We start from the raw sequence: 23,774 nt of genomic DNA on the forward strand, positions 1-23,774 counted from the left end.
CGCGATTGTATACCTGAAGGTGAAAGGTTCCACCGATGGCTGTGATTACTCCGGCACGATCCAGCTTACCGAAGTGTGTCCGTGACCGTTTGGCGCCAACCTGCTGTGCAGCCACGGTAGCACGTTGTTCATCTGCTGCTCCAGTTTCCACGGCGGGTTAACCACGATCATACCGGACGCCGTCATCCCGCGCTGATCGCTGTCCGGGCGGATCGCCAGCTCAATTTGCAGGATTTTACGGATGCCGGTGGCCTCCAGATCATGAATCATGCGCTTAATTTGCTGGCGGAGCACCACCGGATACCATAGCGCGTATGTACCAGTGGCGAAACGTTTATAACCCTCGCTGATGCCGCTGACTACCGCCTGGTAGTCGGTTTTCATTTCATAAGGCGGGTCAATGAGGATCAGACCGCGGCGGGAAACCGGCGGCAATTTGGCTTTCAGTTGCTGATAGCCGTCAGCGCGTTCCACGCGGGCGCGGTTGTCTTTTTGAAACTCCGCGCGCAACAGTGGGAAGTCGCTGGGATGCAATTCCGTGAGTTGCAGACTGTCCTGCTCACGCAGCAACTGGCGGGCGATTAACGGGGAGCCCGGGTAGTAGCGTAACTGCCCGCTGCGGTTGAAATGTTTTACGACGCTAATATACGGTTCCAGTTCGGCGGGCAGATCGTCCTGCTGCCAGATACGGGCGATGCCTTCCAGATACTCTCCGGTACGTTCAGCATGTTCGCTGCCCAACTGATAACGTCCCGCGCCCGCGTGCGTGTCCAGATAGAGAAACGGTTTTTCTTTCTCTTTTAGCGACTCGATGATCAGGCTCTGAACGGTATGTTTAAGGACGTCGGCGTGGTTGCCAGCGTGAAAGCTGTGACGATAACTGAGCATGGATGCAGATATTCCGGGAAGTAAACAAGTTAGCCGATAGTTTACCGCAGATCCGTAGAGATTACCCCAGTACCGCCATGTTGTTTCGCGCGTTGTGAAAGTATTGCAAGACGTGTTCGTATCATCAAACCGTCAACTGCGCAGGCCAGCATCGCCTGTGGGCAAGGTAGTAGTTTTGACCTGGCGTTATTTTTAATGAAAGGAACCATAATGAAACTACACATTACTGTACTGGCGTCATCTCTGGCGCTGGCGATGCCGGCACTGGCGAAAGATATTCCCCTGTCCCAGGCGGAGTCGATAGCGAAAAGCGTGACGCCCGACTCGGCGAGCGTCGCCTTTAATGACCTTGAGGCTCAATGGCTGACACAGTTGCGTAAGGCATTACAAGGCGATACCGCCGCGTTGACTCGCGACGCCCTGGCTCAGATGCGACAGAATTCCATCCAGGCGGATAATGCCTGGTTACAGGCTAGCGGTTATGATTTTCATACTACTGAGAATCAACAGATGGGAATTACCCTACTTTCCGCCTTCAATACATTGCCGGAAGCAGTATTGAAAGACAATCTGGCGACGGTGACGGCGATTAATCACGATGCCGATGTTAATACCCGTCACCAGGCGCTGGCGGATGCGGAAAGCGTGGAGTATCTCTATTTCCTGAGCGACGCAATGGGGCCGCGGCTGGGGCGGGCATTTCTCGCCGCTTATGATAAAGGTGAGTTGGGCAAAGCGGCAGCGTTGATTAAAGCCTCGGAAGTCAGCACCGGCGCGGCGAAAAAATATTTTCATTACCCGCGTCCTTACCAGGTGCCGGGTAATACTATCCATTTGACGCCGGATGATGTGGTGGTAAAAGATGGTCATCCTTATACCGCAGGTGGCGGTGCTTTCCCCAGCGGACACACGAATACCGGTTATACGGATGCGCTGTTGATGGCGGAAATGATCCCGGAACGCTTTGATGCGCTGGTGATTCGTGGCGCGCGTTATGGCTATTCTCGCCTGGTCCTTGGCGTACACTATCCGCTGGATGTGATAGGCGCGCGTATGGTCGCGCAGCGTAATGTCGCGCATTATCTTAACGATCCGTATTACCGTACGTTATTCAACGAAGCTCGCGCTCAACTGCGCGAGGCGCTGGTGAAAGAGTGCGGTACGACGATTGTCGAATGCGCGGCATCGACCGGAAAAGACGATCCGTACCGCGATCCGGCCATGCATACCTTCTACCGCTTCACCATGACTTATAACCTGCCGCAACAGAAAGGCGAGCATCAGCCGTTGAAAATACCAAAAGGCGCCGATGTTCTGCTACAGGCAGCGCTGCCGAACCTGTCGCCAGCGCAGCGTCAGGCGTTAATGGAAGAGACGGCGTTACCGGCAGGATATCCGTTGTCGGGCGAGACCGAGGATCAACAGTTCTGGCAGCGTCTGGATCTGTCCGCTGCTTACGAGATGGCGAGAAAAACGCGCTGACGTTGTCACCCGGCTTATAAAACGTAAGCCGGGATGATGTTAAAGGGGCGGCTTATTGCAGCGATACCCACGTCTGTACGCTGTCCATCATTGAAATTCCCCTTACTATCCCCCATTCTAGATCTCATCGCGAGAGCGCCAAAAGCGCGCTCCACTCACCTTCTTCTACAGGACTGCGCATATGACCAATCCATTACTAACGTCTTTTTCACTGCCGCCTTTTTCTGCAATTAAACCGGAGCATGTGGTGCCTGCGGTCACCAAAGCGTTGGCCGATTGCCGGGCGGCGGTAGAAGGCGTTGTGGCGCATGGCGCGCCGTATAGCTGGGAAAACCTCTGCCAGCCGTTGGCGGAAGCCGACGATGTTCTGGGGCGTATTTTCTCGCCAATTAGCCACTTAAACTCGGTGAAAAATAGTCCGGAGCTGCGTGAAGCCTACGAACAGACGCTGCCGCTGCTGTCTGAATACAGCACCTGGGTTGGGCAACATGAAGGGTTGTACAATGCGTACCGCGACCTGCGCGACGGCGATCATTACGCCACTCTGAATACCGCGCAGAAGAAAGCGGTTGATAACGCGCTGCGTGATTTTGAACTGTCCGGCATCGGCCTGCCGAAAGAGAAACAGCAGCGTTACGGCGAAATCGCCACTCGCCTGTCTGAGCTGGGCAACCAGTACAGCAACAACGTGCTCGATGCCACCATGGGCTGGACGAAGCTCATCACCGACGAAGCCGAGCTGGCGGGAATGCCGGAAAGCGCGCTCGCCGCCGCTAAAGCCCAGGCGGAAGCCAAAGAGCAGGAAGGTTACCTGCTGACCCTGGATATCCCGAGCTATCTGCCGGTCATGACCTACTGCGACAACCAGGCGTTGCGCGAAGAGATGTATCGCGCCTATTCCACTCGCGCCTCCGATCAGGGGCCGAACGCGGGGAAATGGGATAACAGCCCGGTGATGGAAGAAATTCTTGCGCTGCGCCATGAACTGGCGCAACTGCTGGGCTTCGAAAATTATGCCCATGAATCGCTGGCCACCAAAATGGCGGAAAATCCGCAGCAGGTGCTCGACTTCCTGACCGATCTGGCGAAACGCGCCCGTCCGCAGGGGGAAAAAGAGCTGGCCCAGCTGCGCGCCTTCGCCAAAGCCGAATTTGGCGTTGAGGAGCTGCAACCGTGGGATATCGCGTACTACAGTGAAAAGCAAAAACAGCACCTGTACAGCATCAGCGATGAGCAACTACGTCCGTACTTCCCGGAAAACAAAGCCGTGAATGGCCTGTTTGAAGTGGTGAAACGTATTTACGGCATCACTGCCAAAGAGCGTACTGACGTTGATGTCTGGCACCCGGAAGTGCGTTTCTTTGAACTGTATGACGAAAATAACGAGCTGCGCGGCAGCTTCTACCTTGACCTGTACGCACGCGAACACAAACGCGGCGGGGCGTGGATGGACGACTGTGTCGGCCAGATGCGTAAAGCGGACGGCACATTGCAAAAGCCGGTCGCTTATCTGACCTGTAATTTCAACCGTCCGGTGAACGGTAAACCCGCTCTGTTTACCCATGACGAAGTGATCACCCTGTTCCACGAGTTTGGTCATGGCCTGCATCATATGCTGACCCGCATTGAGACCGCCGGGGTCTCCGGTATCAGCGGCGTGCCGTGGGACGCGGTCGAACTGCCAAGCCAGTTTATGGAAAACTGGTGCTGGGAGCCGGAAGCGCTGGCGTTTATCTCCGGCCACTATGAGACCGGCGAACCGTTGCCGAAGGAACTGCTGGATAAAATGCTGGCGGCGAAAAACTATCAGGCGGCGCTGTTTATTCTGCGTCAGCTGGAGTTCGGTCTGTTTGATTTCCGTCTGCATGCGGAATTTAACCCGCAGCAAGGGGCGAAAATTCTTGAGACGCTCTTTGAAATTAAAAAACAGGTCGCCGTGGTGCCGTCACCGACATGGGGCCGCTTCCCACACGCGTTCAGCCATATCTTTGCTGGCGGCTATGCGGCAGGCTACTACAGCTATCTGTGGGCCGACGTACTGGCGGCGGACGCTTATTCCCGCTTTGAGGAGGAAGGCATTTTCAACCGTGAGACCGGTCAGTCGTTCCTTGATAACATCCTGACTCGCGGTGGTTCTGAAGAGCCGATGGAACTCTTTAAACGCTTCCGTGGCCGTGAACCACAACTGGACGCGATGCTGGAGCATTACGGGATTAAAGGCTGATTTTACGTGCAAATCTGCTTAATGGATGAAACGGGCGCCACAGACGGCGCCTTATCTGTTCTGGCTGCCCGCTGGGGACTGGAGCATGACGAAGACAACCCGATGGCGCTGGTATTGACGCCGCAACATCTGGAGCTGCGCAAGCGCGACGAACCGAAGCTCGGCGGCATTTTTGTCGATTTTGTCGGCGGCGCGATGGCCCATCGACGTAAGTTCGGCGGCGGGCGCGGCGAAGCGGTGGCGAAAGCCGTTGGTATCAAAGGCGATTATCTGCCGGACGTGGTTGATGCCACGGCCGGACTGGGGCGCGATGCGTTTGTGCTGGCGTCCGTCGGTTGCCGCGTGCGGATGCTGGAGCGTAATCCGGTGGTCGCCGCGCTGCTCGACGACGGCCTGGCGCGCGGCTACGCCGATGCGGACATCGGTCCGTGGTTGCAGCAACGTTTGCAGTTGATTCATGCTTCCAGCCTGACGGCGTTAACCGATATCACGCCGCGCCCGCAGGTGGTCTACCTCGATCCGATGTTTCCTCACCGGCAGAAAAGCGCGCTGGTAAAGAAAGAGATGCGGGTATTTCAGTCGTTGGTGGGGCCGGATCTCGACGCCGACGGACTGCTGGAACCGGCGCGTCAGTTGGCGACCAAACGCGTGGTGGTTAAACGTCCCGATTATGCGCCGCCGCTGGCGGATGTCGCGACGCCCAACGCCATCGTTACCAAAGGGCATCGGTTTGATATTTATGCCGGAACCCCTCTGACGGAGTAACGGATTGCCCGATGGCGTTGCGCTTATCGGGCCTACGATTCTCAATTATTTGTAGGCCGGATAAGGCGTAAGCCGCATCCGGCACTGAGTATTACTGTTCGGTATCTGGCGTATTAATCATTCGGTTTAACCACGGCACCATAATGGCCATCACCACGGTGACCGCCAGCGTTACCAGACCAATTTTGCTAAAGACGCCGGTATAAATTGGCAGCGTCTGCAACGGATCGGTGATGTTTTCCGGTACAGCAGTGAAGGTCGCCACATAACCGCCGAGCAGGAAGGCGGCGGCCTGGGTCAGGAACCACATTCCCAGAATAAAGCCCATCAGATGCTGCGGCACCAGAGCGGCGACCATTGCCAGCCCCAGCGCGCTAATCAGCAGCTCGCCCAGACTCTGGAACAGATACACCAGCACGATAAACCACGGCGACGTCAATCCTTGCGCATCGGCAAACCACATCCCGGCGGCGGCGGCGGTCAGAAAACCCAGCGCGCAGAGGAACATGCCGAGCGTAAACTTCATCGGCATAGTCAGATCTTTGCCTTTGCTACCCAGTCGGGTGTAAATCGCTGCCAGTACCGGACTGGCGACGACCACCCAGAATGGGTTCAGCGCCTGAAAACTCACCGGGTTAATGGCGAATCCAAGAATTTCATGATGTACGTTATTAATCGCAAAGAAGTTCAGCGAGGTAGGCATCTGCGCATACAGAATGTAAAACAGAACGGCTTCAATCATCAGAATAAACGCCACGAACATTTTATTGCGGCCGGTTTTATCCAGACGAAACGCTTCGCGAAAGAAGAAAATAGTGACGACGATAGAAAGGACGATGAGCACCAGATTGGCAATCTTAACGTTGTGCATCAGCCAGGCGCAGAGGAAAATCATGACGACGGTGCCGAGTAGTACCAGCAGCAAATTGCGAAAACGTAGCGGTTTATGATCCGGTTCAGAACCGATATTTTTCACCATGCCACGGCAGGCGAAGTACACCAGAAGCGCAACAATTAAACCAGCGCCGCACAGATTATAGGTCACCGCATAGCCAAATTTATCGGCAATCACCGGCGCCAGCGATAGCGATAACAAAGAACCGATGTTAATCGACATATAAAACAGGGTGAAAGCGCCATCCAGCCGGGGATCTTTAGGCTGATAGCATTTAGAGAGCAGGCTGGCGGGATTGGCTTTAAATAACCCGTTGCCCACGGCAATCGTACCCAGTGCGATAAAAATCAGATCGGGATTTAATAGCGACATGCCGGTCATAAAATAGCCAATCGCCAGCACAATCGCGCCCAGGACCAGGGTGCGTTTAGTCCCTAACAGATGGTCGCCAACATAGCCGCCGATGGAGATCAGGCCATAAACCAGCGCCGCAAAAGCGCCAAAGGTAATAAAGGCCTGTTCCTGAGAAAAACCCAATTGTTTAACGAAAAAGACCGCCAGGATGCCCTGGACGCCGTAATAGCCAAATCGTTCCCATAATTCTACAAAAAAGATCATGAAGAATGGACGAGGTTGCTGCAGCAAGCCCGTAGGTGCAGTTGTATTCATATTCCTTCGCCTTTTAATGCCATCCCGAAACGTATGAGCGCGTATATCAAAACGCGCCGAAAAGACTTACCCTGATATAGACTGCGGTTATTAGCCTGATCAATAGGTTATTATACAAATGATACGCAAACTAATTAGTGGATCACACTAATTATGTTTGGTGTGATGGAATGATGTACTGAGTACTGCGAAGAAGGGGGGATAAACAAAACGCCCACCTAAGCGGGCGTTGTTGTTGAGAGCCGGAATTTGCCTGATGGTTCAGGCAAACCTTATTGACTATAGACCAGATGCGGTTTTAGCCGCCAGCCGGCACGGCAAGTATTACTCTTCTTCGTCGCGCAGCGGAACAATCAGCATGTCAACGTGAACGGTGTTGATCAGCTGGCGCGCAGAAGACATCAGTTTGCTCCAGAAGTCCTGGTGATGACCGCAAACGACCAGATCCATATCGTATTTCTTGATGGCGTCAACCAGCACCTGGCCCAAATCGCCGCTACCGCTCAGGGTTTCAGTGATAGGGTAGCCAGCGTTGGTAGACAGCTCGGTCAGCGCGTGGTGGGTTTCTTCGGAGATACGTTTCTGCATATCGCCCAGATTGACGTCAATCAGACCGGTGTACAGGTCTGAATAATTCACGTCAACGTGGATGAGGGAGATTTTCGCGTTGTAGGGGCGCGCCATAGAGACCGCTTTTTCAACCAGAACTTTACTTTCCGGGGAGAGATCAACTGCGATAAGAATGTGTTTATAAGCCATAGTGTTACTCCTTCCATAAGTTGTCGATGACCATTGAGCTACTGGCGTTTCTTATGCCGCCGCGTCACCCGCGTCCTGCGAACTCTATGCGCGGGGCTAGCTCAGCCGTTTACCATAACTATCCTTACATTATAGCGACCAGGATAATCCGTCAATCTGCCTTGCTTGCCAGTTAGTTAAACAAAATTTTCAGGGAATTGCATTGATAGTGATTAACCTTCTGGTAAAAAAATTAACTGATCTCCTACAATGTGTATAAGAGCCGTTCGAATGCGGAGCGCTAATATGGACGGCTTTCGTAGTACTCTTTCACTGATTGTCTGGCAGGGTATCGGGGAGCGGTAGTCCCGGAGAGGAACTCCGTGGGCGGGTCGCCGGGGAGGAGATATGATAAGCACCGTCTCACTATTCTGGGCTTTATGTGTCGTTTGCATTGTTAATATGGCGCGCTATTTCTCATCGCTACGCGCACTGTTAGTGGTACTTCGTGGTTGCGATCCTTTGCTCTATCAATATGTCGATGGCGGCGGCTTCTTTACCACGCATGGTCAGCCCAACAAACAGGTGCGCCTGGTATGGTATATCTACGCTCAGCGCTATCGCGATCATCATGATGAAGAATTTATTCGCCGTTGTGAACGCGTGCGCCGCCAGTTTCTGCTGACCAGCGCGTTATGCGGTTTGGTGGTGGTGAGCTTGATTGCGCTCATGATTTGGCACTGAATAAAAAAAGCGGGCCAGTTTCCTGACCCGCTCGTGTTAGATAAGCCATCCCGGATGACGCCGCTTGTAGCGGCCTGTCAGGCCTGTGTTGCTTCATTCTGACAGGCCGGATTAGCGACAGCGCTATCCGGCCCATTTGGCTTAAATAATCTTCAGGGAAAGCCAGTACAGCACGCCGGAAAGAATAATCGCCGCCGGTAACGTAAATACCCAGGCCATCAGAATGCTGGTCACGGTTTTACGCTGCAACCCGCCGCCATCAACGACCATGGTTCCCGCCACTGAAGAGGAGAGTACGTGAGTGGTAGAAACTGGCATACCGGTGTAGCTGGCAAGACCGATAGAGACTGCCGCCGTCATCTGCGCCGACATTCCCTGCGCATACGTCATGCCTTTTTTACCAATTTTCTCGCCGATAGTGGTCGCCACGCGACGCCAGCCGATCATCGTACCAATACCCAGCGCCAACGCCACTGCCATAATGATCCACACCGGCGCATACTCAATGGTGCTTAACATATCGGTCTTCAGCTTTTTCAGCAGGCGCTGGTCATCGCTGCTTACGCCAGGCAATTTCACGACTTTGTCGGTCGTGTCGGAAATGCACAGCATAATGCGACGCAACTGGCTACGCTGTTCAACGCTTAACTTGTCGTAGCTTTCCACGTTTGCCAGCATCCCTTTCGCACGATTAAGCGCGTTAATGGTGTTAGCCGGATGGCAGTGGAATTCAGTCGGTTCAGTCGCGCCCGGTTCCGGAGAGGGAATCAGTTGGTCAACGCCGGTGACGGCTTTCAGCAGGTCAGGACGCTGCTCAAAGTACGTTTCGACATTGTTGATAGCATCGCGCGTACGGGTGATTTCGTAGCTGGAGGCATTCATATTGACCACGAAACCCGCAGGCGCGACGCCAATCAGCACCAGCATGACCAGGCCAATGCCTTTCTGACCATCGTTCGCGCCATGCGAAAACGCCACGCCGATAGCTGAGAGGATCAGCGCGATACGCGTCCAGAACGGCGGCTTTTTCTTGCCGTCTTTCTTTTCACGTTCGGCTGGCGTCAGGTGGATACGGGCGCGTTTCTTAGTACCGCTCCAGTAGCGGCGCAGCAAGAAAATCAGACCGCCGGCGAATACCAGACCGACAATAGGGGAGATAATGAGTGAACCGAAAATATTGATAACTTTCGGGATGTTAAGCGCATCCACCACTGACGTGCCGGTCATCATCGCATTGGTTAAACCGATGCCGATAATGGCGCCAATCAGCGTGTGGGAACTGGACGCCGGCAACCCGAAATACCAGGTACCGAGGTTCCAGATAATCGCCGCCAGCAACATGGAAAAGACCATAGCGAGGCCGTGCGCGGAACCCATGTTGAGCAGGAGATCCGTCGGTAGCATATGCACAATGGCATACGCCACGCTGAGACCCCCCAGCAAAACGCCAAAAAAGTTAAACACCGCCGCCATGACAACCGCCAGCTGCGAACGCATCGCACGGGTGTAAATCACGGTTGCGACTGCATTGGCTGTGTCATGGAAGCCGTTAATCGCTTCGTAGAACAGCACAAAAGCCAGAGCAAGCAATAATAAAAGCCCGGTATGTAAATCCAGGCCAGCAAACAAATGTAGCATAGGACGTTACGCCATTTTGAGGACATGAACGCGGCGCATTATCAGTGACTTTGGCGGCGCGGGCAAAGTGAAATATAGACTTTTTTTGATGTACTTCGTGCTTTGTTTGATATCACTAAAGAATTATCTTATATATTTCAGATAAATACCATTTTCAGGCGCTTTTCGCGCTGGTGCGACCACTGAGGAAACTTTACAATTCCCGCCCGAATTTGAGAGAGGAAGGCGACGTGGAAAGGTTTGATGCCGTTATTATAGGCGCTGGCGCAGCGGGCATGTTTTGCGCCGCGCAGGCAGGACAGGCGGGTAGCCGCGTGCTGCTCATCGATAATGGCAAGAAGCCAGGACGTAAAATCCTCATGTCCGGCGGTGGGCGCTGCAACTTTACTAATCTTTATGTTGAGCCTGCTGCGTATTTGAGCCAGAACCCCCATTTTTGTAAATCAGCGTTAGCCCGCTATACCCAGTGGGATTTTATCGATCTGGTCGGCAGGTATGGGATAGCCTGGCATGAGAAAACGCTGGGACAGCTTTTTTGCGATGATTCCGCCCAACGCATTGTCGATATGCTGGTTGCCGAGTGTGACAAAGGCGGCGTAACGATGCGCCTGCGTAGCGAGGTACTGAGCGTCGAGCGTGATGAGTCGGGTTTCGTACTGGCGTTGAATGGCGAGACGGTGACTACGCAAAAGCTGGTGATTGCCAGCGGTGGCCTGTCGATGCCGGGGCTTGGCGCATCGCCGTTTGGCTATAAAATCGCCGAACAGTTTGGTCTCAAGGTGTTGCCGACGCGCGCCGGGCTGGTGCCCTTTACCCTACATAAGCCGCTGTTAGAAAAGCTCCAGACGCTGTCTGGCGTCTCTTTGCCATGCGTGATTACCGCCCGCAATGGTACGGTATTTCGGGAAAACCTACTTTTTACCCATCGTGGGCTGTCCGGCCCCGCTGTTTTACAGATTTCCAGCTACTGGCAACCGGGCGAGTTAGTGAGCATTAACTTATTGCCGGACCTCTCGCTGGAAGACGTTCTCAATGAACAGCGTAACGCGCACCCGAACCAGAGTCTGAAGAACACGCTGGCGATGCATTTGCCGAAACGGTTGGTGGAGTGTTTACAACAGTTGGGGCACATCCCGGATGTATCGCTCAGGCAGTTGAACGTTCGTGACCAGCAGGCGTTAGTTGACACGCTTACGGCCTGGCAAGTGCAGCCTAACGGCACCGAAGGCTATCGGACAGCGGAAGTGACGCTGGGCGGCGTGGATACAAACGAACTATCATCGCGGACTATGGAAGCGCGCCGCGTGCCGGGTCTCTATTTTATCGGCGAAGTGATGGACGTCACCGGCTGGTTGGGCGGCTATAACTTCCAGTGGGCGTGGTCGAGCGCCTGGGCCTGCGCGCAGGATTTGGCGGCAAAACGCTAAGTACCATTACAAACAATAAGCGAATAGACATCCCGGACAGAGGTGTTAGTATCGATTTATAGCAGTTATGAGTATGCGTGTTTCATTTACGGCCAGGAACGCTGATGATGACAACATTACTCCCTCTTTTCCGGGTACCTACATCATTCACTCCCTTTGACGGCGAGCGCTTCATCGGCGTCTGTTCGTCGTCTGGCCCCTTTTCTTTTTTCATTCTTATCCCGAATGGAAACCCCCGCTGAGCGCACGCCCGGCGGACTTTGTGACACGCATGGTTAGACAACAGGGATTACGGCGGGTCGATTATGGACAAAATGAAGCGTCATCTGGTGTGGTGGGGAGCGGGGATTCTTGTGGTGGTGGCCGCGATAGCCTGGTGGATGCTGCGCCCTGCGGGAATACCGGAGGGGTTTGCCGCCAGCAACGGCAGAATTGAAGCCACCGAAGTGGATATTGCCACTAAGATTGCCGGGCGTATTGATACCATCCTCGTTTCGGAAGGGCAGTTCGTTCGTCAGGGCGAGGTGCTGGCGAAAATGGATACCCGCGTATTGCAGGAGCAGCGGCTGGAGGCGATTGCGCAGATTAAAGAGGCCGAGAGCGCAGTTGCCGCCGCCCGTGCCTTGCTGGAGCAACGCCAGAGTGAAATGCGCGCCGCGCAGTCGGTCGTCAAACAGCGGGAAGCTGAGCTGGACTCCGTCTCTAAACGTCACGTGCGTTCTCGTTCGCTGTCACAGCGTGGCGCGGTATCTGTACAACAGTTAGATGACGATCGCGCGGCGGCGGAAAGCGCGCGCGCCGCCCTGGAGACCGCCAAAGCGCAGGTATCTGCGGCAAAAGCGGCGATTGAGGCGGCGCGTACCAGCATTATCCAGGCGCAGACGCGCGTGGAAGCGGCGCAGGCGACCGAGCGGCGTATTGTCGCCGACATCGACGACAGCGAATTAAAAGCGCCGCGCGATGGACGCGTGCAGTACCGCGTTGCGGAGCCGGGCGAAGTGTTATCGGCTGGCGGCCGGGTGTTGAACATGGTCGATCTCAGCGACGTTTATATGACATTTTTCCTGCCGACCGAACAGGCGGGGTTGTTGAAGATCGGCGGCGACGCGCGACTGGTGCTGGACGCCGCGCCGGATCTGCGTATTCCGGCGACGATCAGTTTTGTCGCCAGCGTGGCGCAGTTCACACCCAAAACCGTGGAAACCCACGATGAACGGCTGAAGCTGATGTTCCGCGTCAAAGCGCGTATTCCGCCAGAGCTGCTGCGACAGCATCTGGAATATGTCAAAACCGGTTTGCCGGGAATGGCATGGGTTCGTCTGGATGAGCGCGTGCCCTGGCCTGACGCTCTAAGCGTGAGGTTGTCGCAATGATGTCGCTGACGCTGGTGCCTGTTCCTCCCGTGGCGCAGCTTGAGGGGGTGAGCCAGCATTACGGAAAAACGGTCGCGCTGAACAATATCACGCTGGACATTCCCGCCCGTAGTATGGTCGGGCTGATTGGTCCGGACGGGGTGGGTAAGTCGAGCCTGCTGTCGCTGATTTCTGGCGCGCGGGTGATTGAGCAAGGGAACGTTATCGTCCTGGGCGGCGATATGCGCGATGCGAAACATCGCCGCGACGTCTGTCCGCGCATCGCCTGGATGCCGCAGGGGCTGGGGAAAAACCTTTATCACACGTTATCGGTTTATGAGAACGTCGATTTTTTCGCTCGTCTCTTTGGTCATGACAAAGCTGAACGCGAAGCGCGTATTACCGAGCTGCTGAACAGCACCGGCCTGGCGCCGTTTCGTGACCGTCCTGCCGGGAAGCTGTCCGGTGGGATGAAACAAAAGCTGGGGTTGTGCTGTGCGCTGATTCATGACCCGGAATTGCTGATTCTTGATGAGCCTACCACCGGCGTGGACCCGCTCTCCCGCGCTCAGTTCTGGGACTTAATCGACAGTATCCGCCAACGGCAGACCAATATGAGCGTGTTGGTCGCAACGGCCTATATGGAAGAGGCGGAGCGTTTTGACTGGCTGGTGGCGATGAATGCGGGCGAGGTACTGGCAACCGGCAGCGCGCAGCAACTGCGGGCAAAAACCCATAGCGCGACGCTGGAACAGGCGTTTATCGCCCTGTTGCCAGAAGCGCAGCGCCAGGCGCATAAGCCAGTGGTGATCCCGCCCTATCACGCTGAGCAGGAAGAGATTGCCATTGAGGCGAAAGATCTGACCATGCGCTTCGGTAAGTTCGTCGCGGTTGACCATGTTAATTTCCGCATTCCGCGCGGCGAGATTTTTGGCTTCCTTGGTTCAAACGGTTGCGGCAAATCGACCACCATGAAAATGCTGACCGGTCTGCTTCCCGCCAGCGAAGGCCAGGCCTGGCTATTTGGCCAGCCGGTAGACCCGAACGACATCGATACCCGTCGCCGGGTCGGGTATATGTCGCAGGCTTTTTCGCTCTATAACGAACTCACCGTGCGGCAGAATCTGGAACTTCATGCCCGCCTGTTTCATATTCCGCCAGCGGAGATCCCGGCGCGCGTCGCGCAGATGATCGAACGCTTTATGCTAACGGAGGTGGAAGATACGCTCCCCGCTTCGTTGCCGCTCGGTATCCGCCAGCGTTTATCGCTGGCGGTAGCGGTGATCCATCGCCCGGAAATGCTGATTCTTGATGAGCCAACGTCCGGCGTTGATCCGGTCGCCAGGGATATGTTCTGGCAGCTTATGGTCGATCTTTCGCGTCAGGATAAGGTGACGATTTTTATCTCGACCCATTTTATGAACGAAGCGGAACGTTGCGACCGAATGTCATTGATGCACGCCGGTAAAGTGCTCGCCAGCGGTACGCCGCAGGAATTGGTGCAACAGCGGGGCGCGGCCAATCTGGAGGCGGCGTTTATTTCCTGGCTACAGGAAGCTGCGGGAGCGGCTCCTGAAACCCCAATACCGCCATCCCAGACGCCCGCCGCGTCAGGTAAACCGTCGTGGCAGGGATTGAGCTTCCGGCGTTTGTTCAGCTACAGTCGCCGCGAAGCGCTGGAGCTACGCCGCGATCCGGTACGCTCGACGCTGGCGCTGCTGGGAACGGTAATTCTGATGCTGATTATGGGCTATGGCATCAGTATGGACGTGGAGAACCTGCGTTTTGCCGTACTCGACCGCGATCAAACTGTCAGCAGCCAGGCATGGTCGCTCAATCTGGCGGGATCGCGCTATTTTATCGAACAGCCGCCGCTCGCCAGCTATGACGAGCTTGACCGGCGGATGCGTTCGGGAGAGTTGGCGGTTGCCATTGAGATCCCGCCTAATTTTGGCCGCGATATTGCTCGCGGTACGCCAGCGCAGATTGGCGTCTGGGTGGATGGCGCCATGCCCAGCCGCGCCGAGACGGTGAAGGGGTACGTTCAGGCGATGCACCAAAGCTGGCTGCAGGAGGCGGCAAGTCGTCAGCCGAACCCGGTTAAACAGACCGGGCTGCTCAACATTGAAACGCGCTATCGTTATAACCCGGATGTGAAAAGTCTGCCCGCTATCGTTCCGGCGGTCATTCCGCTGCTGCTCATGATGATCCCGTCAATGCTTAGCGCCCTGAGCGTGGTGCGGGAGAAAGAGCTGGGGTCGATGATTAATCTGTACGTAACGCCGACGACGCGCAGCGAATTTTTGCTGGGTAAACAACTGCCGTATATCGCGCTGGGTATGCTGAACTTCTTGCTACTGTGCGCGCTGTCGGTCTTTGTGTTCGGCGTGCCGCTGAAAGGCAGCTTTCTCACGCTTACCCTCGCGGCGCTACTTTACGTCATCATCGCCACCGGTCTGGGGCTGCTGATCTCCACGTTTATGAAGAGCCAAATCGCCGCTATTTTTGGGACGTCGATTATTACCCTCATTCCGGCAACACAATTTTCCGGCATGATCGATCCGGTGGCTTCGCTGGAAGGACCGGGAAGATGGATCGGCGAGATCTACCCGACCAGCCATTTTCTGACGATCGCGCGCGGGACGTTTTCCAAAGCGTTGGATCTGTCCGATCTCTGGCCGTTATTTATGCCGTTACTGATTGCCGTCCCGGTGGTGATGGGTTTGAGCATTCTGCTGCTGAAAAAACAGGAGGGGTAATGCGCGGATTACGTAATATTTATAACCTCGGCGTCAAAGAACTGCGCAGTCTGCTGGGCGACAAAGCGATGCTGGCGCTGATCGTCTTCGCCTTTACGATTTCGGTTTACTCCTCCGCTACCGTCCTGCCCGGTTCGTTGCATCTTGCCCCTATCGCCATCGCCGATATGGATCAGTCACAGTTGTCGAACCGTATTGTGAATAGTTTTTACCGCCCGTGGTTTCTGCCGCCGGAGATGATTACGGCAACGGAAATGGATGCCGGACTGGATGCCGGACGCTATACCTTTGCGGTCAATATTCCGCCGAATTTCCAGCGTGATGTGCTGGCCGGACGTCAGCCTGATATTCAGGTTAACGTCGATGCGACGCGCATGAGCCAGGCGTTTACCGGCAACAGTTATATCCAGAATATTATTAGCGGCGAGGTCAACAGCTTTGTGGCGCGCGCGCGGGGAGATAACGTTCAGCCGGTGTCGCTGGAGATTCGGATGCGCTTTAACCCGAATCTGGACCCGGCGTGGTTTGGCGGCGTGATGGCGATTATCAACAACATTACCATGCTGGCGATAGTGCTGACCGGATCGGCGCTGATCCGCGAGCGAGAACACGGCACGGTAGAGCATCTGTTGGTGATGCCGGTCACGCCCTTTGAGATCATGATGGCAAAAGTATGGTCGATGGGGCTGGTCGTGCTGGTGGTTTCCGGTTTGTCTTTGATGCTGATGGTGAAAGGCGTACTTGGCGTACCGATTGAAGGATCGATCCCATTGTTTATGTTGGGCGTAGCGCTGAGCCTGTTCGCCACCACTTCAATTGGGATTTTTATGGGCACCATCGCCCGTTCGATGCCGCAACTGGGGTTATTAATGATTCTGGTACTGTTACCGCTACAAATGCTTTCCGGCGGTTCCACGCCGCGCGAAAGTATGCCGCAGGCGGTGCAGGATATTATGCTGACCATGCCGACGACGCATTTTGTCAGCCTTGCCCAGGCGATTCTTTATCGCGGCGCAGGTTTGAGCATCGTCTGGCCGCAGTTCCTGACCCTGCTGGCGATAGGCGGCGTGTTCTTCCTGATAGCGCTGTTACGCTTCAGAAAAACGATTGGCACAATGGCGTAAACATGATTGCCGGATGGCGGCTGCGCCTCATCCGGCCTACAAACGACAGACGTGCGAGCGTAGGCCGGGCAAGCGAAGCGCCCCCGGTAAGGCGCTGGGGCGTTAGTCTTCTTTCGGCAAACACTGCAAGTGGCCGTGGCGCACGCCGCGCTGGGCGATAACATCATCGGCAAAATGCTGTACGTCGCCCATATCGCCCTTCAGAACGGCGATCTCCAGACAGTCATCGTGGTTGATATGGACGTGCAGCGTGGCGACGGATAAATCATGATGATGATGCTGGGTGGAGACGATGCGGCTGGCTAAATCCCGTTTCTCATGTTCATAAACATATGAAAGTACCGCGAAACCCTGTGTACCGTGTTCCTGGGTGGCCTCCTGCGCCAGAGCGCCGCGCAGAATATCACGGATCGCTTCGGAGCGATTGTTATAGCCGCGTCGCTGGCTCAGGCTGTCCAGCGTTTCCAGTAAATCGTCATCGAGGGTGATGGTGACACGTTGCATCTGACTTAAACCTTTTGGTATGGCGCGTCGGCGCATGGGAAGCTCCGCATTTTGTAACACACGTCCGCCGCCAGAGGGAAAAATTAATGTGTCATAACGCTTTTGTTATCGTCTGCGGCGTCAGCGTAAACGGTGTGGGGGTACAGACTGCCAGACTGAGCGTATCGAGCTGACACTGGCTGACCGACAAGGCAGAGGGCAACGTGCTGTCCACGCTGACGATTTGCCAGGCGCTGCCGCCGCGTTGTTTTACGATGGCTTCTTTACGCGTCCAGATACGCCAGAAGGCCGCCAGTTGTCGCTCCGGACGTTCCGCTTCCATTTCAGCATGTTCGCCGAGGCTGAATACCGCATTTGCCAGCGAACGCCAGTTATCGCGCGGGCGGATCACTTCAATATCGCAGCCGACTTCACCTTCGTCGCTAAGCAACAGAGCAATAGTGTCGCCGCTATGGCTGAGGTTAAACCACAGCGGCGTTCCGGCGGAAAAAGCCGGTTTACCCTGTTCGCCATACACCATCTCCGGTAGCGGCGAGAGCGCACGGGAAAGCAGCACGCGCCCGGCCAGCCAGCTTGCCCGGCGAACGCCCTGCGGTGCCTGAGCGATTAACGCGTCGGGCAATTGACCTGCGCTTAATGTTGACACTTTTCCCAGAACGATCTGGTACATATCAGGACCAACGTTGCCTATGAAGAAGAGGAGATTGTAGCATCTGTCGCCTCATCCCGGTAAACGGCTTTTCGGTCGGCCTGGCCCCAGCAAGATCGCCAGTTTGCTGCCGCCTTTAGTAGTTTCCATCCAGATTTTGCAGACGCTGGTCAAAGGAACGGACAAGAGCATCCCGACCGGGCCTAATAGCCATCCCCAGACCAGTAACGAAAGAAATACCACCAGCGTGGACATTCCCAGACGATGGCCCATCATGCGTGGCTCCATAATGTTGCCAATCACCATATGGACCACCAAAAAGAGCGCGCCGACCAGTACGCACTCGTAAAAACCGTTAAATAACAGCGCCTGAATCATGGGGGGAACGGCGGAAATCACCGAGCCGATATTAGGAACGTAATTGAGCAAAAAGGCCAGTACGCCCCACATTAGCGCAAACTGAATATCCATTAACGCCAGTCCCAGCCAGATAATCGCGCCCGTCCATAAACTGAGCAGCGTTTTCAGCGCCAGATAATGCGAGACGCCTTTCAGGGCGCGGTGCAGGCCGGCAATATGGATTTGTGGATTGTTTAGCGCGAAACGTAATTTATAAGGCACGTGACGCACCTCAAACAGCATAAAAACCACGGTCATCACCAGCAGCACAATGCTTGCCATCGCGCCCGATACGCCGGTCATTAATGTTGTGGTGAAGAGCATGATTTTATCGGAATCCATCCCGCGGAGCATACGTTCCGGCGACATATGTAAATTCAGGAAGGGCATTAACTCCTGAAGGTGTAAGACCTTACGCGTCAGCTCCTTGCTGTATTTAGGCAGCATAGCGATAAATTCATTAAGCGATGCAGCAAGCACACCCACCAGCGCGGTAAGCACGATCAGCATGACGACCACCACGATAGTAATCGCCAGCGGTCGCTTCACGCCCCGGCGAATAAACCAGGTCACTAATGGATTAAGAACAATGGCGAAAAAGAGCGCCAGCAAGAGTTGTACAATAATATCCGCCGCGGCATGAATCCCGGCGAGAATAATAACCAGGGAGGCCAGTTTCAGCAGAATATGCATACCCGTTTTGTCGGGTTGAGCGGTTGCCATGAAGTTTTCCTTGTTGTGTTTTTTTCTAAGTGTAGCGGCTGCCCTGATACCGATAATCTGAATCTCACTACTGATTTTCACCGCGCGCCATGATAGAAAAGAAAACATGTTGTAAAAATGCGGTGATACTCATGCCCGAACCCGTCGCTGAACCGGCGCTAAACGGATTGCGCCTCAATCTGCGTATTGTCTCCATTGTGATGTTTAACTTTGCCAGCTACCTGACCATCGGCCTGCCGCTCGCCGTCTTGCCCGGCTATGTACATGATGCGATGGGATTCAGCGCGTTCTGGGCGGGGCTTATTATCAGCCTGCAATACTTCGCCACTCTGTTAAGCCGTCCCCATGCCGGGCGGTATGCGGATGTATTAGGGCCGAAAAAAATCGTTGTCTTTGGCTTATGCGGCTGTTTTTTAAGCGGACTCGGCTACCTGTTGGCGGATATCGCCAGCGCCTGGCCGCTGATCAGTTTGTTGCTACTGGGGCTGGGTCGCGTGATTTTGGGGATTGGGCAAAGTTTTGCCGGCACCGGTTCGACACTGTGGGGCGTCGGCGTCGTCGGGTCGTTGCATATTGGTCGGGTCATCTCCTGGAACGGTATCGTCACCTACGGTGCAATGGCGATGGGCGCGCCGCTGGGCGTGCTGTGTTATGCCTGGGGCGGGTTACAGGGACTGGCGCTAACGGTGATGGGCGTGGCGCTGTTGGCGATACTGTTAGCCCTTCCACGTCCGTCGGTGAAGGCGAACAAAGGCAAGCCGCTGCCGTTTCGCGCGGTGCTGGGGCGTGTCTGGCTGTATGGTATGGCGTTGGCGTTGGCGCTGGCCTCGGCAGGGTTTGGCGTCATCGCGACGTTTATTACCTTATTTTATGATGCTAAAGGTTGGGATGGCGCCGCCTTTGCGCTCACGTTATTTAGCGTCGCGTTTGTCGGCACGCGTTTGCTGTTCCCTAACGGCATCAATCGTTTAGGCGGGTTGAATGTCGCCATGATCTGCTTTGGCGTGGAGATTATTGGTCTGTTACTGGTGGGGACGGCAGCCATGCCGTGGATGGCAAAAATCGGCGTTTTACTCACGGGGATGGGGTTTTCGCTGGTCTTTCCGGCGCTGGGCGTGGTGGCCGTCAAAGCCGTGCCGCCGCAGAACCAGGGCGCGGCGCTGGCGACCTATACCGTCTTTATGGATATGTCTTTGGGGGTTACCGGGCCGCTGGCGGGGCTGGTGATGACCTGGGCGGGCGTGCCGGTGATTTATCTGGCGGCGGCCGGGCTGGTAGCGATGGCGCTATTACTGACCTGGCGCTTAAAAAAATGGCCTCCGTCTGCACTGCCGGAGGCCGCATCATCGTCGTAAAGGTTATTTAACAACCAACGTATTGATGATGTTTTCAGCCGTGGTTTGCGCTTTTTGCTGATTGTCCGCAGGCAGCGTGACCTGAATCGTCAGCAATTGGTTATCCACTTTGCCCAGCACGATGGAAGAGTACGCCGTCTGGCCTTTCGCGGAGATAATGCTGTCCAGTTGTTGCAACGTATGGCCTTTGAGCTCAATAGACTTATTGGTGACGACCTGAAGCTGCGGGTCGCGGCTACGCTGTTGCTCAAGCAGGCGGTTCGCCAGCACCGGCAACGCTTCATCGGTATTATCGCCGACGATAACAATCACCGCTTTCTGGCCCGTCGGGTCAGAATAAACGTGCATATTATTCGCCTGGGTGCCCAGCTTACCGCTTTGATCGGTCATATCCGCCGGCAGTGAGAAACTGAGTTTGCCATCCATCAGACTGATGGGCTGACCGGAGGCCTGGCTTTCTGCGGCGGCGCTTTCTGCCGACGCTTTTGTATCATTGTTATCACAGGCCGCAAGCCCCATAACCAGCAGGCCAATACCGGCATATTTAACCAAATTGCGCATTGACTTCTTCCTTTCGATAAACGGCCATAACGGCTCATTCGCCCATCTTATCACAACTCGGAAAACGAACCTTTAACTTGCCGGTAATGGGGAAATTTCAGATTTATCTGCCAGCTTTTTCAGCAACATATTCAGTAGAACGCCGTACATCGGCAGGAAGAAAATAATGCTGATGAGCACCTTAAAGCAATAATCCACCAGCGCAATTTCCATCCAGTGCCCGGCCATAAAGGCATCGGGGCTTCGCCAGAACGCAATGAAGAAAAAGGCAAGGGTATCGCTGATATTGCCAAACAGCGTTGAAGCGGTCGGCGCCAGCCACCAGCGACGATTTTGGCGCAGGCGGTTAAACACATGGACATCAAGGATCTGTCCCAGCGCGTAGGCCATAAAGCTGGCGGCGGCGATACGGGCGACGAACAGATTAAAGTTCGCCAACGCGGCGAAACCTTGCCAGGCGCCCATATAGAACAGCGATGACACCACATATGACACCAGCAGCGCAGGGATCATGACGGCGAAGATAATGCGGCGCGCCAGCGGTGCGCCAAAAATACGCACGGTAAGATCAGTGGCGAGAAAAATAAAAGGAAAACTAAACGCGCCCCAGGTCGTGTGGAAACCAAAAATAGTGATGGGGAGCTGCACCAGATAGTTACTGGAAATGATCACCAGTAAATGGAATAGCGATAGCCAGAACAACGCTTTTATGCGCTGTGATTGTGTAAACGGAGTCATATTGTGACCTTTTTGTTGGATGGGGTGAGGGAACCCAATAAAGAACCGCCGCATAATACTGTTTTGCGCTGGCATTGCAATGGCTAATTTTCACGCAATCGTTAACCTGCCTGGCTTACTGACGAAGATGGGCGTAAAATATCGCCGTTTTTCTACCATTGAGACGAAGATGAGCGATCTGTTTTCCTCCCCTGACCATACGCTTGACGCCCTGGGGCTGCGTTGCCCTGAACCGGTAATGATGGTGCGCAAAACGGTGCGCAACATGCAAACTGGCGAAACATTGCTGATTATCGCCGACGATCCGGCGACAACGCGTGATATTCCGGGGTTCTGTACCTTTATGGAACACGATTTGCTGGCGCAAGAGACGGAGGGTCTGCCGTACCGCTATTTATTGCGTAAAGCGCATTAACCGCACGGCAGATAACATTCTGATTAGAAGCTTTCCCAGTTCGCCTGTTCTGCGGCGGGCTGTGGCGTTAAACCTTTGCTTAACGGCGTTGGCGACGCCTCCCGACGAGGCTGTTTCTGGATGCGGAACGCGGCGACCGCCTGACGAAGTTCGTTAGCCTGATCTTCCAGCGCCGCTGCCGCTGCTGCGGATTCCTCTACCAGCGAGGCGTTTTGCTGCGTCACGCTGTCCATTTCCGATACCGCCTGCGCCACCTGCTCAATGCCTTTGCTTTGCTCATCGGAGGCAGAGGCGATTTCGCCCATAATATCGGTCACGCGAGTCACGGCGTTGACGATCTCTTTCATGGTTTCTCCCGCTTCGCGTACCTGCGTAGAGCCGGTATCAATGCGCGACACGGAGTTTTCAATCAGCACTTTGATCTCTTTGGCGGCCTGCGCGCTACGGCTGGCCAACGTACGTACCTCTCCGGCCACGACCGCGAATCCTCGCCCCTGTTCGCCGGCGCGGGCGGCTTCTACCGCGGCGTTCAGCGCCAGGATATTAGTCTGGAAGGCGATACCGTCAATCACGCTGGTGATGTCCACGATTTTTTCCGAGCTTTCGGCGATATCGTTCATGGTATTCACTACGTTATCCACCACGCGTCCTCCTTTACGCGCGGTTTCTGATGCGGTTTTCGCCAGACCCGTCGCCTGTCGTGCGTTATCGGTGTTTTGCCGTACCGTGGCGGTTAACTGTTCCATGCTGGCGGCGGTCTCCTCCAGCGCCGAGGCCTGCTGTTCGGTACGGGAAGAGAGGTCGCTGCTGCCGGCGGAAATTTCGCCTGCGCCAGTATAGATAGAGTCTGCGTTATCGCGCACCGCGCTGACGGTACGGATTAACGACTGCTGCATCGTTTTGAGACCGGCAGCCAGTTGGCCCATTTCACTGCGTCCTTCGGCCTCTATCTCATGGGTAAGATCGCCGTCGGCGATAGTTTGAATGTGCGCCATAATCCGTTGCAGCGGGCGGAGTAGAACGCGTTGCAGCCCCAGCCAGATAAACGCCAGTACGATGAGCACGATAAGTAGAATTATCCCCAGCGTCCATTGCATCTGGGTAAAACTGCTCTGATTCTGATCGCTGGCTAATTTTATTAATTGCGCATTTTGAGAGAGCCACTGGTCATATATCTGCTCCATGTCATCCTGCGCTTTTTGCGCGTCAAGGTTGCCATAGGCGGCGTAATTATCGGCTTTAAGATAGTGGATAGACTGCTGCAAAACGTCATACATCTGCTTAAAGCTGGCTTCGGCCTGGGCATCCAACGCCGGATCTTTTCCCGCGATCGCTTCGGAGTTCACGTAGTTGTTGAAATGTTTTTCCGCTTCGTTGAGCGACGCGCCAGCGTTGGTTAACAGCGTGTTCATGGCGTCCAGTGAGGCGGGATCGCGCTGATTTTTTAACATGCGTATCGCCACGCGGTTAATGGTGACGCGGGTTTCGATCAATGTCTGAAAACTGCCGCCCAGTTCCTGTTGTTGGTAACTCAGCGCGCTCGCATTCTGGAAATTCAGCCGATCGCTGCTGACGGCGGAATAAAACAGTATTCCTGTCACCAGCAATAAGGCGCTAAATATGCCCAGCGTCGCGATAACGCCGGTGATGACTTTGATATTTTTCATAGTGCCTAACATTCCTTATTTTGTAGACGGTATGATCAATATCGGTTGGATAAAAATT

General features: G+C 54.9%; 20 protein-coding genes. 10 read left to right on the forward strand and 10 right to left on the reverse strand.

All coding sequences use genetic code 11. The features are described from left to right. Positions 1-45 precede the first annotated feature (45 nt). Positions 46-888 (reverse strand): 23S rRNA (adenine(2030)-N(6))-methyltransferase RlmJ, encoded by an 843-nt coding sequence (locus ACLJRE_RS13490; protein ID WP_000954233.1) that lies wholly within the window; start codon positions 886-888, stop codon positions 46-48. 210 nt (positions 889-1,098) lie between these two features. On the opposite strand from ACLJRE_RS13490, the gene ACLJRE_RS13495 reads away from it, so the two are divergent. The 3 genes from ACLJRE_RS13495 (at position 1,099) to rsmJ (ending at position 5,359) form a co-directional block, all read left to right on the forward strand. Then, positions 1,099-2,370 carry an acid phosphatase gene (locus ACLJRE_RS13495; RefSeq protein WP_023212592.1) on the forward strand — a complete coding sequence of 424 codons (1,272 nt, stop codon included), beginning with the start codon at positions 1,099-1,101 and terminating at the stop codon, positions 2,368-2,370. 181 nt (positions 2,371-2,551) lie between these two features. Next, entirely contained in the window at positions 2,552-4,594 is a 2,043-nt protein-coding gene (prlC, locus tag ACLJRE_RS13500) for an oligopeptidase A (RefSeq protein WP_000184178.1), read from the forward strand. Between the two features lie 6 nt (positions 4,595-4,600). Next, positions 4,601-5,359, forward strand: a complete 759-nt coding sequence (gene rsmJ, locus ACLJRE_RS13505; RefSeq protein WP_001631171.1) for a 16S rRNA (guanine(1516)-N(2))-methyltransferase RsmJ — start codon at positions 4,601-4,603, stop codon at positions 5,357-5,359. Between the two features lie 91 nt (positions 5,360-5,450). Here rsmJ and dtpB read toward each other — a convergent pair whose 3' ends face one another. Both dtpB and uspA read right to left on the reverse strand, forming a co-directional pair. Beyond that, entirely contained in the window at positions 5,451-6,923 is a 1,473-nt protein-coding gene (dtpB, locus tag ACLJRE_RS13510; protein ID WP_001098274.1) for a dipeptide/tripeptide permease DtpB, read from the reverse strand. Between the two features lie 324 nt (positions 6,924-7,247). After that, complete coding sequence (uspA, locus tag ACLJRE_RS13515; RefSeq protein ID WP_000323565.1) at positions 7,248-7,682, reverse strand: universal stress protein UspA; 435 nt, start codon at positions 7,680-7,682, stop codon at positions 7,248-7,250. A 387-nt stretch (positions 7,683-8,069) separates the two neighbouring features. On the opposite strand from uspA, the gene uspB reads away from it, so the two are divergent. Then, the gene (gene uspB / locus ACLJRE_RS13520) at positions 8,070-8,405 is read left to right on the forward strand and encodes a universal stress protein UspB (RefSeq protein WP_000626193.1); all 336 of its coding nucleotides are present in this window, start codon (positions 8,070-8,072) and stop codon (positions 8,403-8,405) included. Between the two features lie 141 nt (positions 8,406-8,546). Here uspB and pitA read toward each other — a convergent pair whose 3' ends face one another. Next, on the reverse strand, positions 8,547-10,043 hold the full coding sequence (gene pitA, locus ACLJRE_RS13525; protein WP_000902764.1) for an inorganic phosphate transporter PitA: 1,497 nt from the start codon (positions 10,041-10,043) through the stop codon (positions 8,547-8,549). Between the two features lie 230 nt (positions 10,044-10,273). Here pitA and ACLJRE_RS13530 point away from each other — a divergent pair, with 230 nt between their 5' ends. From ACLJRE_RS13530 to ACLJRE_RS13545, 4 genes are all read left to right on the forward strand, one after another. Next, entirely contained in the window at positions 10,274-11,470 is a 1,197-nt protein-coding gene (locus ACLJRE_RS13530) for an NAD(P)/FAD-dependent oxidoreductase (RefSeq protein WP_023137380.1), read from the forward strand. Between the two features lie 305 nt (positions 11,471-11,775). Beyond that, positions 11,776-12,843 carry an HlyD family secretion protein gene (locus tag ACLJRE_RS13535; RefSeq protein ID WP_023212591.1) on the forward strand — a complete coding sequence of 356 codons (1,068 nt, stop codon included), beginning with the start codon at positions 11,776-11,778 and terminating at the stop codon, positions 12,841-12,843. Continuing rightward, complete coding sequence (gene rbbA, locus ACLJRE_RS13540) at positions 12,840-15,581, forward strand: ribosome-associated ATPase/putative transporter RbbA (protein WP_023212590.1); 2,742 nt, start codon at positions 12,840-12,842, stop codon at positions 15,579-15,581. Before ACLJRE_RS13535 ends, rbbA begins: the two co-directional genes overlap by 4 nt. Further along, a complete protein-coding gene (locus ACLJRE_RS13545) occupies positions 15,581-16,705 on the forward strand; it encodes an ABC transporter permease (RefSeq protein WP_001214750.1) in 1,125 nt (374 codons plus the stop codon). Before rbbA ends, ACLJRE_RS13545 begins: the two co-directional genes overlap by 1 nt. Before the next feature lie 102 nt (positions 16,706-16,807). On the opposite strand, the gene nikR is transcribed toward ACLJRE_RS13545, so the two are convergent. The 3 genes from nikR to ACLJRE_RS13560 all read right to left on the reverse strand — a co-directional run bounded on the left by nikR (position 16,808) and on the right by ACLJRE_RS13560 (position 18,980). Then, positions 16,808-17,209: a nickel-responsive transcriptional regulator NikR gene (gene nikR / locus ACLJRE_RS13550; protein WP_001190057.1), complete on the reverse strand. Its 402-nt coding sequence runs from the start codon at positions 17,207-17,209 to the stop codon at positions 16,808-16,810. Positions 17,210-17,300: 91 nt separating this feature from the next. Beyond that, positions 17,301-17,879, reverse strand: coding sequence for a 4'-phosphopantetheinyl transferase AcpT (acpT, locus tag ACLJRE_RS13555; protein ID WP_000284366.1), 579 nt, complete (start codon positions 17,877-17,879; stop codon positions 17,301-17,303). A 51-nt stretch (positions 17,880-17,930) separates the two neighbouring features. Further along, the gene (locus ACLJRE_RS13560; RefSeq protein ID WP_000179588.1) at positions 17,931-18,980 is read right to left on the reverse strand and encodes an AI-2E family transporter; all 1,050 of its coding nucleotides are present in this window, start codon (positions 18,978-18,980) and stop codon (positions 17,931-17,933) included. 89 nt (positions 18,981-19,069) lie between these two features. Here ACLJRE_RS13560 and ACLJRE_RS13565 point away from each other — a divergent pair, with 89 nt between their 5' ends. After that, the gene (locus tag ACLJRE_RS13565; protein ID WP_001608562.1) at positions 19,070-20,335 is read left to right on the forward strand and encodes an MFS transporter; all 1,266 of its coding nucleotides are present in this window, start codon (positions 19,070-19,072) and stop codon (positions 20,333-20,335) included. 3 nt (positions 20,336-20,338) lie between these two features. On the opposite strand, the gene ACLJRE_RS13570 is transcribed toward ACLJRE_RS13565, so the two are convergent. Next, positions 20,339-20,896 (reverse strand): DcrB family lipoprotein, encoded by a 558-nt coding sequence (locus ACLJRE_RS13570; RefSeq protein ID WP_001245278.1) that lies wholly within the window; start codon positions 20,894-20,896, stop codon positions 20,339-20,341. A 72-nt stretch (positions 20,897-20,968) separates the two neighbouring features. Then, positions 20,969-21,634, reverse strand: a complete 666-nt coding sequence (locus ACLJRE_RS13575; protein ID WP_000187489.1) for a 7-cyano-7-deazaguanine/7-aminomethyl-7-deazaguanine transporter — start codon at positions 21,632-21,634, stop codon at positions 20,969-20,971. Positions 21,635-21,803: 169 nt separating this feature from the next. On the opposite strand from ACLJRE_RS13575, the gene tusA reads away from it, so the two are divergent. Next, complete coding sequence (gene tusA, locus ACLJRE_RS13580) at positions 21,804-22,049, forward strand: sulfurtransferase TusA (protein WP_001541054.1); 246 nt, start codon at positions 21,804-21,806, stop codon at positions 22,047-22,049. Positions 22,050-22,072: 23 nt separating this feature from the next. Here the strand turns inward: tusA and tcp are convergent, their stop codons facing one another. Next, entirely contained in the window at positions 22,073-23,716 is a 1,644-nt protein-coding gene (gene tcp / locus ACLJRE_RS13585) for a methyl-accepting chemotaxis citrate transducer (RefSeq protein ID WP_000789669.1), read from the reverse strand. Positions 23,717-23,774: the final 58 nt, after the last annotated feature.

Origin of the sequence: Salmonella sp. SAL04157 (genome assembly GCF_046551635.1) — a bacterium.
Lineage (GTDB): Bacteria > Pseudomonadota > Gammaproteobacteria > Enterobacterales > Enterobacteriaceae > Salmonella > Salmonella enterica.